This is a genomic window from Cupriavidus sp. BIS7 (assembly GCF_000292345.1).
In the GTDB taxonomy this organism is placed as follows: domain Bacteria; phylum Pseudomonadota; class Gammaproteobacteria; order Burkholderiales; family Burkholderiaceae; genus Cupriavidus.
Window position 1 is genome coordinate 46,119 of sequence record NZ_ALOU01000040.1, and the last position, 14,317, is coordinate 60,435.

12 protein-coding genes are annotated in these 14,317 nt (G+C 64.5%); 4 read left to right on the forward strand and 8 right to left on the reverse strand.

The window, feature by feature from the left end; genetic code table 11:
• The first annotated feature begins 307 nt into the window (after window positions 1–307).
• Window positions 308–1,210, forward strand: coding sequence for a glycosyltransferase family 2 protein (locus B552_RS0114805; protein ID WP_019449811.1), 903 nt, complete (start codon window positions 308–310; stop codon window positions 1,208–1,210).
• 29 nt (window positions 1,211–1,239) lie between these two features.
• Here the strand turns inward: B552_RS0114805 and B552_RS0114810 are convergent, their stop codons facing one another.
• On the reverse strand, window positions 1,240–1,794 hold the full coding sequence (locus B552_RS0114810; RefSeq protein WP_019449812.1) for an acetyltransferase: 555 nt from the start codon (window positions 1,792–1,794) through the stop codon (window positions 1,240–1,242).
• 204 nt (window positions 1,795–1,998) lie between these two features.
• Here B552_RS0114810 and B552_RS0114820 point away from each other — a divergent pair, with 204 nt between their 5' ends.
• Entirely contained in the window at window positions 1,999–2,817 is an 819-nt protein-coding gene (locus B552_RS0114820; protein WP_019449814.1) for a class I SAM-dependent methyltransferase, read from the forward strand.
• Window positions 2,818–2,882: 65 nt separating this feature from the next.
• Here the strand turns inward: B552_RS0114820 and B552_RS0114825 are convergent, their stop codons facing one another.
• Window positions 2,883–4,538 carry a hypothetical protein gene (locus B552_RS0114825; protein ID WP_019449815.1) on the reverse strand — a complete coding sequence of 552 codons (1,656 nt, stop codon included), beginning with the start codon at window positions 4,536–4,538 and terminating at the stop codon, window positions 2,883–2,885.
• 1 nt (window position 4,539) lies between these two features.
• Window positions 4,540–5,925 (reverse strand): MATE family efflux transporter, encoded by a 1,386-nt coding sequence (locus B552_RS0114830; RefSeq protein ID WP_019449816.1) that lies wholly within the window; start codon window positions 5,923–5,925, stop codon window positions 4,540–4,542.
• 290 nt (window positions 5,926–6,215) lie between these two features.
• On the opposite strand from B552_RS0114830, the gene B552_RS0114835 reads away from it, so the two are divergent.
• Window positions 6,216–7,421, forward strand: coding sequence for a glycosyltransferase (locus B552_RS0114835; protein ID WP_019449817.1), 1,206 nt, complete (start codon window positions 6,216–6,218; stop codon window positions 7,419–7,421).
• Window positions 7,422–7,538: 117 nt separating this feature from the next.
• Here B552_RS0114835 and B552_RS0114840 read toward each other — a convergent pair whose 3' ends face one another.
• The 5 genes from B552_RS0114840 to B552_RS28460 all read right to left on the reverse strand — a co-directional run bounded on the left by B552_RS0114840 (window position 7,539) and on the right by B552_RS28460 (window position 13,395).
• Window positions 7,539–8,816, reverse strand: coding sequence for a glycosyltransferase WbuB (locus B552_RS0114840; protein ID WP_019449818.1), 1,278 nt, complete (start codon window positions 8,814–8,816; stop codon window positions 7,539–7,541).
• Window positions 8,817–8,857: 41 nt separating this feature from the next.
• A complete protein-coding gene (locus B552_RS0114845; RefSeq protein ID WP_019449819.1) occupies window positions 8,858–9,841 on the reverse strand; it encodes a GDP-L-fucose synthase in 984 nt (327 codons plus the stop codon).
• Complete coding sequence (gene gmd, locus B552_RS0114850) at window positions 9,834–11,024, reverse strand: GDP-mannose 4,6-dehydratase (protein ID WP_019449820.1); 1,191 nt, start codon at window positions 11,022–11,024, stop codon at window positions 9,834–9,836. Before gmd ends, B552_RS0114845 begins: the two co-directional genes overlap by 8 nt.
• 292 nt (window positions 11,025–11,316) lie before the next feature.
• Window positions 11,317–12,240 (reverse strand): LuxR C-terminal-related transcriptional regulator, encoded by a 924-nt coding sequence (locus B552_RS0114855; RefSeq protein ID WP_019449821.1) that lies wholly within the window; start codon window positions 12,238–12,240, stop codon window positions 11,317–11,319.
• A gap of 849 nt (window positions 12,241–13,089) precedes the next feature.
• On the reverse strand, window positions 13,090–13,395 hold the full coding sequence (locus B552_RS28460; protein ID WP_083860296.1) for a YXWGXW repeat-containing protein: 306 nt from the start codon (window positions 13,393–13,395) through the stop codon (window positions 13,090–13,092).
• Between the two features lie 734 nt (window positions 13,396–14,129).
• Between B552_RS28460 and B552_RS28885 the strand changes: the two genes are divergently transcribed.
• Window positions 14,130–14,267 (forward strand): hypothetical protein, encoded by a 138-nt coding sequence (locus B552_RS28885; RefSeq protein WP_019449823.1) that lies wholly within the window; start codon window positions 14,130–14,132, stop codon window positions 14,265–14,267.
• Window positions 14,268–14,317 lie beyond the last annotated feature (50 nt).

Sequence of the window (14,317 nt, forward strand, 5' to 3'; positions counted from 1 at the left end):
AAGCAGGGCGGGACAGTCCGATCACGGCATTCTCCATTGCTGCTGGGGGACAGAAAGGCACGCCTGTCCCCGGACATTGCCATCTTGAGGCGGAGTGGCCCCGTCTTCGGTACGGTCTCACACATATTTGGTGCGGGATCGGGGTACAGGCGCGGCGTACGGGCGGCAGCCCGGAGAGGAGGGCATTCGATCAGTGTGGCGTAGCGCACGGAGCCATGCCGGGCGGCCCGGCTAGGCTGCGGCATGGCCTCCAGACGTGGCGCGATGCGTTCTCTGGCGGGGGCGCTTGACGCATGCGAGGCGATCGATGACATCCATTTCCGTACTGATCCTGACGAAGAATGAGGCAAGCGATATCGCAGGCTGCCTGGAGTCGGTGGCGGCGATAACCGACGACGTGCATGTCCTCGATTCCGAAAGCACGGATGAGACGTGCAGCATCGCCGCAGCGCTCGGCGCGAAGGTGACCGTGCGCCCTTTCGATAACTTTGCCGCACAGCGGAACTTCGGCCTGCACCAGCTACCGATCCTGAACGACTGGGTGTTGATGCTGGACGCCGATGAGCGGCTGGGCCAGGCATTGGTCGAAGAGGCGCTGGCCCTTGTTGCCACCTGTGATGATTCCGTGGCGGCGGCGCGCATGGGGCGGCGCGATTTCTGGCTTGGCCAGCATCTGAAGCATGCATCCATCTCGCCTTTCAATATCCGGCTGGTGCGGCGGTCGTGTGTGCACTTCGAGCGGGAGATCAACGAGGTGCTGGTCGTGGATGGCAACATCGCGGAGCTGAGCAACCCCTTCGATCACTATCCGTTCTCCAAGGGCATGAAGCACTGGCTCAACAAACACAATCTCTACTCGACCATGGAGGCGGAGCTGATCGTGCGCAATCGTGTGGGCCGCCCGGCAATTGGCAAGGCGTTGTTCTCGCGCGACCCGTCCGAGCGCCGCCTGCACCAGAAGCGCATCTTCTATCGGCTACCTGCCCGCCCGCTGATCAAGTTCTTCTACATGCTGGTGCTGCGCCGCTCGTTCCTGGATGGATTGCCCGGATTGCACTACACGCTGTTGCAGTGCATCTACGAGTACATGATCGTGCTTAAGACACTGGAATTACGTGAGCGTCAGGCGGCCGAAGAAAAGGGGCTTGAAAGTCCGACATTGCAGGCATCCACGGCGTCGCGCGTACCCAAGGCAACCGAGCCGACCTGATTGCGCCGGCACCGCTCGCCACGGATGATTCAGGGCTGTGGCTTTCGCTTCCCGATCGCCCTGGCCGGTGCGCCCCCGTAGACGGTCCAGGTCTCGCGCAGTGGCCTGGTCACCACCGAGCGCGGTGCGACCACCGATCCTTCGCACAGCGACACGCCAGGCGAGATGAAGGCCTCGGCGCAGATCCACACGTGCCGTCCAAGCACGATCGGTGCCGAGATCAGCTGGAAGGTGGGATCGTTGTAGTCATGTGAGCCGGTACAGAGATGGGATCCCTGGGAGACGATCGAAAACTCGCCGATCTCGATCGGGCTGATGTTGTACAGGGTGACGCCGTCGGCCGCTGCCGTATGGTTGGCCATCGTCAGGTGCCACGGCGCCCACACCTTGACGGACGGGTAGATGTGCACATGGTGTCCAAGTCGTGCGCCGAACAGGCGCAGCAATGCCGCGCGCCAGCGATGCGCGGAGCGCGGGCTCGGGCGGAACAGCAGCAACCACGTCCAGTTCCAGATCTGGCGGACCACGCGGTTGCGCAGCGTGAAGGACGGGCCGGAAAGGCGATCGGTACGTTGCAGGATCATGGTGCTTCAATGGTGCTTCAGCCGCGGCCGCCAGCAATGGCGCGGCAGCACAGGTTGGCCGGGTTGTGGAGGTCATGGTCGCCGCGCGGCGCCGCTCTTTCGGTGCGCAAGCGCACCGAGTGCGCAGGGTCATCCGCGCATGATCGGATAGCGCCCGGAAAGACGGCGCGCGACCAGCAAGCAGCGTTCAGCACGGAGGCATTCATGATCGCGGATACAGTTCAGGACCGGATCAACAGAAAGGCATGGACCAGCTGGGGCGCTCGCCACTGGTTCGCCGCTGCGGTAGAGCCGACAGATCCTGGCGAGGCTGCGGCAATCGCGCGAATTGCCGATCAAGTGCGTGGCACACCGCTGCTCGATGTTGGCGTGGGTGGCGGGCGCACCGTGCAGATGCTGCGCGCGCTCAGCAATGACTATGTGGCGATCGACTACACGCCGGAACTGGTTGAGATCTGCCAACGCAACCATCCCGGTGTCGCCGTGCATCGCATGGATGCGCGCGACTTGTCTGCCTTCGCCGATAACAGCTTTGGCATGGTCATGTTCAGCTTCAACGGCATCGATGCGGTTGACGCCGACGGTCGCAGCGCGATCCTGCGGGAATTTGCCCGTGTGCTGCGCCCGGGTGGCTTGCTGCTGTTCTCCACGCACAACAAGCGCGGCCCGAGCTACCGCGAGAACCTGACGCGCTTCCTTCAGCTGCCAAAGTGGTCGCCCAATCCGCTGCGGCTGGGCTTCAATACGGCCCGCATCATTGTCAATCTGCCTCTTGCCACCATCAACTATCTGCGTCATTCCAGACTCAACCGCGAGTACGATGGCTACGCCGTGCGCGTGTGCGCCGCGCACAAGTTCGGCATTGTGATCATCTACACGGAAATGGCCGCCCAGAAGCGCGCGTTGGCCAATCTTGGCCTGCAAACGGAGGTCGTCTTCGGCAACCTCGATGCGCGTGAGCTAAGCGAAGATGACGATGTAAGCCAGGTCTACTGGTTTCACTTCATCGCCCGCAAGACCTGAGCGCGACGAGTCTGCGCCGGTACGGAGCGTTGTAGTGTGATTTGCTCCGGCCGGTGGCACGCAGGCTAGCCGCCCGCGCGGCCAGGGCGCCAGGGAATCATGCGCAGGACTGCGTATGAGAACCAGTAGGCAAGCAGGTAGATCAGCAGGGTCTCGATCCAGCTGCGCACGACGTAGCGCGGCAGGCCAGCCATCGACTCCATACCGGTCGCCGCGCTGGTCAGGAAGAATAGCCAGGCAAAAAGACGCACGGCATTGAAGGAGTTGAATGCCGGTAACCAGGGTGCCGAGTGCGGGCCGGGATTCGGGTTGCGCACGCGCGTGGTCTGTGTATCGGCGAGCGTGAAGATCGGGATCAACGCCAGTGCGATCACGAACGGATACAGCCAGCCGAACAGCGCATAGCCGCTGCCGAAGATCGAGCCAGTGCGAAAGCCTTTCAATGCATCGTAGTCGCCGGTGGTGGTGAAAAGCATCAGGTCGCCCCCGGACGAGGTGCTGACCAGGTCCTTATCCACCGGCAGGCCCAGCATGTCGATGACCGGTCGAGGCAAGACGCTGAGTACGCTTTGCCATTCGAGGTCGCGCAGCTTTGCCTTGGCCGACGCGTCCTGACGCAGCGCCAGGTCCAGGCTTTCGTCGGCGAACTTGAGGTTCGACAGACGCGCCAGGAACAGGTTGTCGACGTAGTACTCGTCCCAGTCGTAGCTCTTGGTGGCATCCTGCTGCCGTCTCTCCTCGATCGCGCGCCGGTCATGCATCGTGGTCATGGTCTCTTCGAGCAACTGGGCGGCCGCCAGATCGCGCCTTGCATCACGTACGATCACCATGCTGGTGGCGAGGTCGGCCACCGGTCCCTGCACCAGTATCAGCCCGGCGACCAGCAGCACGAAGTTGCGCACGCTGAACAGCCGCGATGTCACACTGCCCGAGACAACCCCGTACAGGTAGGCGATGCCGAGCGAGGTCAGGCCAAGCAGGAAGGCGGAGCGGCTGTTGCTGCCCATCGAAACGAGCAGCAGCACGCCTGTGTAGGCCGCGAGCACCAGCTTCCAGAACGCGGACACGCGCGCGCCGCTTGCCCCCAGGACCGGCCGGATCAGGATGCAGTACGGCAGGTAGACAAGCGGAAACATCGCCTGCATGAACTTGTTGTCCGCACCCAGCACTTCCTCGCGCGCGGAGCCCAGCACGAAGACCTGGTAACTCATCGCCGCCAGCCCGATGCCGCCGAGAATCAGGAACTGGGCATTGCTCGGTACACGGAAGTACCCCAACGGCTGCAATACGCGGACTGTGAGCGCCTTGCGCACCGAGCCCGCCAGCCGGCTCTTTCGGTAGAGCGCGTGCGCGCCCAGCAAGAACAGCAAGCACACCAGGGCGTGCACAAAGATCAGCTCCGCGTGAACCAGGTTGTTTGTCACCGGCTTCCACTCGAACAGCGTGGCGACTGGTGGCAGCAGGAAATAGGAAAGGGTGTAACCGAGCACGATCAGCGTGGATACGGGATAACAGCGCAGCAGATCGCGCCGCGCCGAGAAGCTCACGCCGAGCACGCCGCCGATGAGGATCAACACGGCGCAGACGATGTTTTCTGGCGTAAGGAAGCACAGCATCTGGAACAACACCAATAGCGACCACACGGCGAGCAGGTGCCCGCGCTTCTTTTGCACACGTAGCAGCAGGTTCGAACGATATGGCTTCCGGGCGCTCAGGATCATGTCATTCCCCAAGGGGTTCGGAGGCGGTCGACACGGACTGGCCGCCGTCGCTGCTGCCAGCAGGCAGCACACGCGAGCGCCAGGAACTGGCCAACAGCCATGCAAGTACCACCGTCTCCGGTACGAGCAGCAGCAGCGCCGCCCCTAGAGTGGGTGGCAGCGCTTGCGCCAGCAGCAGCCAGATGGCCAGCGCGGCACAGCTGGCGCCTGCATACACGGTTGCAACGCTGACATGCGTATTGGTGGCGATCAGAAGTGCCGCGGGGATGAACCAGGCGACGTTGAACAGGGCATGCAGTCCGATAACCGCGAGTTCCAAGTGGCCGACGTGCACGGCGCCGCGTCCCCAGATCTCGATGATGCGGGGCCCGCCTCCCACCAGGCAGGCGTAGACGATCACGCAGGCCGCCATGATCCACAGCGCCGCGCTGCGCGTGAAGGCTCGCGCGCGGGCCATGTCGCCCTGGCCGGCAAGCCGCGAGATCTCAGGCTTGAGCGCGTAGTTGGCCACCACGCCAAACTGAATGATCATGCGCATCAGCGTGCGCGCCATCGTGTAGGCGACCACTACCGCGGGGCCGCCGAGCTGGTTAAGCACCTGCACGCCGCCCTGCAACGTAATGGCCTGCGACAGCGGGAAGCTTGCGTAGGCGAGCGAGGGCTTGAGGACCGCGCGGAACTCGGCCCAGGATGCATGGCGGATGCCTACCACGGGCAGTGGCGTATAGCGGTTCGCAATCATGATCTGGCCCACCGCCAGCAGCGCCTGGCAGGCGCACATGGCTGCGGCCAGTGCGACGGTGCCGCCGCCGCACAGCAGGACCGCAATGGTGATCACGATGTCTGCCAGCCGGCGGTTGGCGATCAGGAAAGCGCCCAGCGGAGCATGGTCCATCGCGCGGAACCAGCCGTCCACTGGCCCCCCTATAAACTGAAAGCCGACATACAGGGCCATGTACAGCGTGATCTGCCTGGCCTCCTCGTTGCTGATGGTGTGCAGCTTGAGCAGCGCGACCCAGTCGATGAGCGGTGTTATGGCGCAGGTCAGTGTGAAGATCGCCACGCCGAGCATGAGGGCGAACACGAAGGACGTCTGCAGGATGACGCGGGCGGCAGGCCAGTCATGTGCGCCGGCGCATATCGTGGCACGGTTGGCCGACGCCTGGGAAATGCCCAGGTCGAGCAGGATGAACAGCGACGGCACACCGGTCAGCACCAGCCAGTCGCTATAGCCGATCTTGCCCCAGGAATTGACGAAGAACGGCAACTGCACCAGCTGGGCCAGGATGGTGACGATCTGTGCATAGCCGTAGCTGAGCGCATTGAGGCGAAAACGCGCAAACAGTGATGGCTGCCGGGCGGCGGCCGGAGGGGGCAGCGTTGACACGGACCGGTACTCGCTGGTTGGCTGGTGTGGTGCGGAGCAGATGCGCTGATACACCGAAGCAACATCGATATCAGGCGAGCCTATACGCGCAGCGCGCGTACGGATGTGGGTTAGCGCACCGTTCTCGCGCCGGTCTGGAAACGGTGTGCGACAGCGTACGGACAGTCAGCAGGGGGGCGCGGCATGGTGCGGCATGGTGCTGCATGGTGCGGCAGGTGGGTCGGCCGCGTGCCGCCTGTCGCGTGCGCATCTGTGCCGCGCCTGACCCGTTCCCTTTCTGGAGACTTGATATGAGGATCGTCGTGCTCGGCCATCCGCAGTATTTCGGCAGCCACAGCATGAACCGTTTTGCGGCCATGGTGGCGCAGGGGATGGCAGACCGCGGCCATGAAGTGTTCCTGTGGTCGCCGGAGCCGATGCTGCAGCGCCTGGCAATTGGACGCGCGTCGCGCAAATGGCTGGGCTACCTGGACCAGTATCTGCTGTTTCCCCTGCTGGTGAGGTGGCGCCTGCGCGGCGACCGTGCCGGTACGCTGGTTGTGCTGGCCGATCATGCACTTGCCATGTGGCTGCATTTCCTGCGTGGCTATCCGCACGCGATCCACAGTCACGATTTCACGCCGCTGCGCGCCCTGGCAGGCGAGCTGCCCCAGATGGAGCTATCGAGAGCCGCGACGCGCGTCTACCAGAGGATGATCCGCGCCAGCCTCGGGCTGGGCCGCTATTTCATTGCCGTGTCGCACCAGACCGCCAGGGATCTTGGCCGCTTTCATGGCGGATCGCCGTTTCAATGCAGCGTGGTGTACAACGGCCTCAATTATCCGTACTGCCCGCTTGATGCCGCGACCGCGGTGGAGCGCCTGCGCAGCGCAGGGCACACTGCAATCGGCACTGGAGCCCTGTTGCATGTCGGTGGCAACGACTGGTACAAGAACCGTCGCGGCGTACTTGCGATGTATATCGCCTACTGCCGGATGAGCCATCAGGACCAGCCAATCCGCCCGCTCTGGATGATCGGTGCACCGCCCACCGACGCCTTGCGCGCGCTGGGTGCGCAGGCGGAGGCGGCTGGCGGGCAAGTGCACTGGCTTTCCGGCCTGGATACCGGGTGCGTCCATGCTGCATACGCGCTGGCTTCGGTCCTCCTGTTCCCGAGTCAGGCCGAAGGGTTCGGCTGGCCGATCATTGAAGCCATGGCATGCGGTACGCCGGTGCTGACCGTCGATCGCGATCCGATGCGGGAAGTGGCGGGCGGTGTCGCCCAACTGGTTCCCCCGATGGACGATGCCGATGTGGAAGGCTGGGCTGCGCGCTGCGCGCCGACGCTGGCCGCGATGCTCGAGTGGTCCGCCGAGGAGCGCGCGCAGGTAGTGCAGCAAAGCTTGCAGCACGCCGCGCGCTTCTCTGCGGAGCAGGCATTGGATCAGTATGAGCGTCTTTACCAGGTTGCATTGCGCAGCGGCGTGGCGACAAGTCATGCATCGGCAAGCACTTGAGTCGCGTTGACGCTCGTTGACGCTCGTTGACGCTCGTTGGCGCTCGTTGGCGCTCGTTGGTGGATAGCGAGCGGGTCCGTCGCCACTACCGTCAACGCTATGGTCAATACGCTGGTGTCAGGGGCCCCAGCTCTCCAGCGCGTCGCCGCGCCTGTCGGCACTCGCGCTATCCTTGACGTTGGCGTGCACCGCACGTAGCGATTGCTCGAATCGCGTCAGCACGGCATCGCGTTCCAGATGCTGCTGCGCCCATCGACGCCCCGCCGCGCCAAGCCCCGCACGTTTCCTGGCATCGTCAGCCAGCGCGGCAATCGCGCGGGCAAATGCGGCGTTGTCGCCGGGCGCCACCACTACGCCGCACTGGCTGACCACGTCGGCCAGTGCGGAATCCGGGGCCGCCGTGGCGACGACCGGGCGGCCGCTGGCCAGCATGCCGGTCAGTTTCGATGGCATGACCAGATCGGTGACGTCCGCGCGTTGCGGCAGCAGGTGAATGTCGGCGGCTGCCAGCAGCGCCTGGAATCGATCCACGTCCTGCAGCGGCAGGAACTGCACACGTGGCAGGCCCGCAGATGCGGTCTGCAGCGTGGCACGGCCACCGCCGTCGCCGCAGAACACGAAGTGGATGTCTTGCCGATCGCGCAACAGTGCTGCGGCGGCCGAAAGATGTTCAAGTCCCTGCTTGGCGCCCATGTTGCCCGAGTAAAGCGCCAGTACCGCGTGCGCGGGGATGCCCAGTTCCTCCCGCATCGCCGCGGCGGCGTCAGCGGGGGTGTCGTGCAGTATCGTCCAGTTCGGCAACAGGATCGCGCGCGACGGGCTGACGCCCTTTTCGATGGCCAGTGCGACCATGGCCGGGGAGATCGACGATACGCGGTCCTGCCGCTTCAGCAGGAAACGCTCGAACCGTGTCGCCAGCCAGCGCAGCCACGGTTGCCGAAGCAAACCAAGCGCGAAGGCGGCATCGACTTCGTAATCCTGGATATGGAGCCACGCCTTGCTGCCCCGGCAGCGGCTGAGCAACGTCCCGGCGGGCGCGCACATCAGCGGCGGCTCGACCATGAACACGACATCGGCACGCCAGCGCAACTGCAGGGCCAGCACTGGCAGGCTGGACAGCGCAAAGCTCGCCAGATGCAGCAGCCGCCGCAGCCCGGACTGCCGTGCGGGAATCCAGACAGGTGCACGCCAGACGTCCACGCCGCGGATGTGCTCGCGGCGGTATTGCCACGCACGATAACCGTCGCCGATCTTCCATGCGGGATAGTAGGGGGGCGCCGCGATGACGCGCACTTCATGCCCGCGTGCCGCGAGCCATTCCGCCTGCTCGGTGGTGTACTTGCCGATACCCGTAAGCTCCGGCGCGTAGTTGAGGCAGTACATGAGGATCTTCATCTTGCGCTTGCCATCGTGCCGGGAAAGCCCGGCGTGGGTGGTCAGGCTGCCGGCGCCGGCTCGCGCGTACTCAGCAGGCCGTTCGACAGTGCGTTGCGATAGGTGTCCTGCAAGCCCTCTTGCAGCGCGATGCGCGGGTGCCAGCCCGTGGCCGCGATGGCGCTGCAGTCCAGCCGCTTGCGCGGCGTTCCGTCCGGGCGGCTCGCATCGAATCCGATCGTGCCGTGGAAACCGGTGGTTCTGGCAATCAGCGCCGCCAGCGCCGCGATGCTGACTTCGTCGTCGCTGCCCACGTTGAAAAAGCCGTGCGGCGCTGCGTGCCGATACGTGGCCACGGGCAGGGCCATCAGGTGCAGGCACGCCGATGCCAGGTCGTCGACATGCAGGAACTCGCGCAACGGCCGCCCGCTGCCCCACACCGATACCTGCGCGGCGCCCTGCGCGGCGGCGTCGTGGAAGCGGCGCAGCAGGCCCGGAATGACATGGCTGTTGTCGGGGTGGTAGTTGTCGCCGGGTCCGTAGAGATTGGTGGGCATCGCGCAGCGGAAATCGGTGCCGTACTGGCGGTTGTAGCTGCTGCACAGCATGATGCCGGCGATCTTCGCCAGTGCGTACGGCGCATTGGTTGGTTCCAGCGCGCCCGTGAGCAGCGCCTCTTCGCGGATCGGCTGCTCGGCAAGTCTTGGATAGATGCAGCTTGAACCGAGAAACAGCAGCTGGCGCACGCCGTTCTGCCATGCCGCATGGATGACGTTGGTGGCAATCGCCAGGTTCTGCTGGATGAATTCCGCTGGAAACGCGTTGTTGGCGTGTATGCCGCCCACGCGCGCGGCGGCCAGGTAGACCTGGTCGATGCGCTGCCCGGCAAAGAATGCCTGGACCTGTTGCTGGTCGCACAGGTCCAGCTCCGCATGCGTGCGCGTGATGATCTCCACATCGCAGTTTGCCCGCAGCGCGCGGGCAATGGCCGAGCCGACCATGCCGCGATGACCGGCCACATAGATGCGGGGCCGGGTATCAGTCATGGTGGTCGTAGGCGCGGAATCCGGCCAGGCGCACCAGCGCATCGCGCCGTGCCGCGGCGTAGTCGGATTCGATCATCTCGCGCACCAGCGCCTCGAAGCCGATACGCGGGGTCCAGCCCAGTTGCGCGCGTGCACGGCTGGCGTCGCCGAGCAGCGTTTCCACTTCCGTGGGACGGAAGTAACGCGGATCCACGCGTACGATGACGTCGCCAACCTTGCAGGCGGGACGTACCGCGCCCATGCCGGCATCGATGGCGGTGACGACGCCCACTTCCTCGGTGCCGCTGCCGCAGAAGCTGACCGAAATGCCGAGCGTGCGCGCCGAAAGCTCGACGAATTCGCGCACGCTGTGCTGCTCGCCGCTGGCGATGACGTAGTCCTCGGGCTGCGGCTGTTGCAGCATCAGCCATTGCATCTCGACGTAGTCGCGCGCGTGTCCCCAGTCCCGCAGGGCGGACAGGTTGCCCAGGTAGAGCGTGTCCTGCAGGCCCAGTGCGATGCGCGCAACGGCGCGCGTGATCTTGCGCGTGACGAAGGTTTCGCCGCGCACCGGGCTCTCGTGATTGAAGAGGATGCCGTTGCATGCGTACATGCCGTACGCTTCGCGATAGTTCACGGTGATCCAGTACGCGTAGAGCTTGGCCGCCGCATAAGGGCTGCGTGGATAGAACGGCGTGGATTCCCTCTGCGGTATCTCCTGCACGAGGCCGTAGAGTTCTGATGTCGATGCCTGATAGAAGCGCGTGGAGCGTTCCATCCCCAGGATGCGCAGCGCTTCCAGCAGCCGCAGCGTGCCCAGCGCATCGGTATTGGCGGTGTATTCGGGCTCTTCGAACGAAACCTGCACGTGGCTTTGCGCGGCCAGGTTGTAGACCTCGTCGGGCTGCGACTGCTGCACGACGCGCATCAGGCTGGCCGTGTCGGTCATGTCGCCATGGTGAAGAAACAGACGGCGATCGGGCTCCTGCGGGTCCTGGTAGAGATGATCGATGCGTTCGGTGTTGAACTGCGAGCTGCGGCGCTTGACGCCATGAACCTCATAGCCCTTGTCCAGCAGCAGTTCGCACAGGTAGGCGCCGTCCTGGCCCGTGATGCCTGTGATCAGTGCGCGCCGGGGGCGCGGGTTGTGCGTCAGATCTGCTTCGCCGAGACCGGCAATCGGTTGGAGGTCGTTAGCACCCATTTCGTCCGAGGCTCCTGGCTTGTGGCCGCAAGCGGTACCCGGGATTCAGCGCGACCCGGGACGGGCCGCGGCATACCCGTGAGGGGACTGTATTCCGTAGCACCGCATGGCACTGTGGGATAGCACACAAATGGGTTGTTTCGACGCGCGGGCCTTGCTCGGCCGGATCGGCCGGTCTACGCAGAAATGGGTACGCCTGGCCGCGATCCACGTGCGTACGCGGCTTCGGCATGACAACAAGGAAGGGAGATTGGCGGGCGCGCAGGGCACACAGCGGCGCCCGCCGGAGGGATCAGAGCGTGGCGGTTGCCGCGCCTGACGGGTAGTGCGTTTCGTCGCGGCGGGCCGCCTGACGGGCCGACGGCTCGTCGCCGCTGACCCACTCGAGCGTTGCGCCGCGCTGGAGCGCCGCGTAGACGGCTTCGCCCTTGTTCCGGACCTTGAGCCGCTGGTACAGCGTGCAGGCATGGCTCTTCACCGTGGCCACGGAGATATTGAGCATGCGGCTGACGGTCTTGATCGGATAGCCACGGGCCAGCAGCACCAGCACCTCGTACTGACGCGGCGTGATCTGGAGCATCTCCGCTTCGTCATAGCTCGGCTCTTCCTCGGCCAGCGGCCGCGCCACCGCGACGGGCGAAGACATCGGCTGCCCGGGGCGCAGGCTGGTGAGGTCGCGCACGGCCACCGCGGAACGCATGGCGCTGGCGCACAGGCCGGGGGAAAGCGGGTCTGGCTGCATGGCCGATGACAACGGCAGCGGCGCCGCGGAGGCCAGCGACTGCGTGACCGGCATGGCCGAGCGCGATGCCGATGGCGTCGTGGCGGCTTCGCCGGCGAACATCAGCCCCTGGACGCTGGAGATGGCCAGCCGGATGGCGGCCTCGATCACCGCCAGCGAAGCGGACTTGGGCAGGCAACCGCAAATGCCGCGCGCGGCATCGGTGTTGGGCACGTGTAGCGGCAGCCCATCGGCCAGCACCAGAATGCGCTGCGGTGCCAGGTGCTCGCGAGCCTGCTCGAGCTGGACCCAGCCTGCGGCCGGGTCGGCAGGCATGCCGAACACCAGCAATTCAGCGTTTCGATGTGGGACTTCGAGCCGGACAACGTCGGCCGGCGACATCGCCAGCACGTGTCCAAATTCCTGAATGGTTTCGAGCATCTGCAGAAGCCCGAGCCGGAGCAGCGGATGCTCCTCGATCAGCAAGGCGTTCATTCTTGTTCACTCCCCGTTCATGGGTGAGCTTCGGGAGCTTTGCGTGTGGGAGTGAACTGCTGCGTCAGGACAAGCGCCGCCTTGGCGGTGCCGCGAAACTGCGCCAACCCCGTGCTTCCGTATCAGTCGACGTCCACTTGTCAGGATGGACTTGTCCGCGCGACCGGAAGGATGACCCGAACCCAAACCCGAAAAAAAAATCTCGCTCCAAAATCGAACTTAAAACCATCTTATGGGGTGGTTGATCTGAATGCAAGCGGCCGGGTTTGAGGTGGTGCCGGGTTGGAATGAGGTCCATCTCATAATCCATTGCCGGGGTCGTTCATTTGGTTGTCAGAAAGCTCGCAGGCCCTTGTAATTAGGCCTGTCACAGCGGTTGCATCGTTGATACAGCGGCATTCGAAAATGTTTCACACATGCAACCGATTTGAATGAAAATCGTCTGGTGAATATCAAAAGTTCACCCGGTTGGGGGGTGTGGCATTAACAAATATCGTGCGGGGTGACGCAATGATGAAACCCCTGGGAAAGTACCTTTATGTCATTAATTCGACCTTTGACTGCGATAGGGCGGGCAGTCGGACTAGGGCAAATGGATGAGAGGGTTACCCCTCTTCAGTAGGAGAAGAAAGGCTGGTTGTCGGGCACCCGCCGCCCGGTATCCCACCGCCATTCGCGGGAGTCCGGCAGGGGGTAAAAATGGCAGCGGGCCGGGTCCCATGCCCATGGCCCCAGCCCGCCTTCAGCCATTTTCCCGTTTGCCGGAACCGCAGCCCGGTAGAGCGTGTGCTGACTTACCTGAAGCGTGTCCGTAAGAATGTCCGTGACAGCGTCCGTTTGGCGATCCGCTCAACGGTCCCAGTATCCAGGCCGCTTGTACCAGCCGTTCGGCCCGCGGGCCCAGCGGTCAGGTACGTATCGATAGCCCGGACGCGCCGGTTGCCAGTAGCCCTCACGCCATGCGTAAGCCCCATGTGCCCGGTCGTAGTGGCCCGGCACCCAGACATGGCCCGGCCGCGGCGTTGGGCGCATCTCATGGTGCGGTGGCGGGGGCGGGCCGCGGTAGTAGTCGTGCGCCTGCGCCGCAGGCGGCAGCAACCCGAGAACTCCGCCTGCGGCAAGCACGGCGGCAGCGAGCAATAGTTGGCGTTTCATGATGTCTCCTTGACTGGCGTTGAACCGGCGGCTGGTGGCGCGTCTGGCTCAATGGCCGCAGCGGCCGTTCGGTAGCGTCAGTAGCGGTCGTAGTAGTGGTAGTGCGGGCCGCGTGGCGGCACCACGATGCAGGCTGAAAGCAGGGCGCTGGTGGCGGTCAGCAGGATGGCCAGGGCGAGGGCGCGTTTCATTTGGGGGCTCCGTATCGGGTTCGTGTTGAACACGGCTTCAATCTAGCGGCGCTCCCGGCGCTTGCGTGGTTGCACTTGTAAGGTGGTTTCTCACGCCCGAAGGTGTCCGGGCGCGTTTTCCTGATCTTGCAGGCATCCCGCGCGGCCTTGCCAGGCAACGGTTTGCGGGAATGTGACGTGGGCGCCGTCGCATGCGGTGGCGATCACGCGCCGAATAATGTGGCGTTACATCGGAAATGAATCGCGCAAAGATTTTCCGATCCGCAGGCGTTGGCTACCGCATCCGGATGTGCCCTGTCATCGCAATGACGGCTCACCACGTTGGTCGCAGAAACGGGTACGCTTTCATCAGTCGGGCCGTTGCCGGCTGATGCGCCGATACGGTGCGCGGGATGCGCCCGAAGGTGGCGCCCGAGGTGGCCCCGATGGTGGCGGCGGGACGTGGCACGCCCCACCATGCGTCAAAGAGATGCGCCAGCCCGGCCCGCCCGGTGGCATGGAGCTTGCGCCAGTCTGTTCGCCGTAAACCCGAGGGAGGAAGTCATGCCGGTCATGCTCATCCTGCTGGTCCTGCAGGCGCTCGAGGGCCTGAACCCGCTGATCGTGCCGCAATTTGCGCGCGCACACCTGGCTGATGGTGCCGATTCAGTAGCGGTCATCGAACACGTGCCGGCGCCATAGGACCGGCGCCATAGGACCGGCGCCATAGGCGTGGGCGAGCGTGGCGGCCC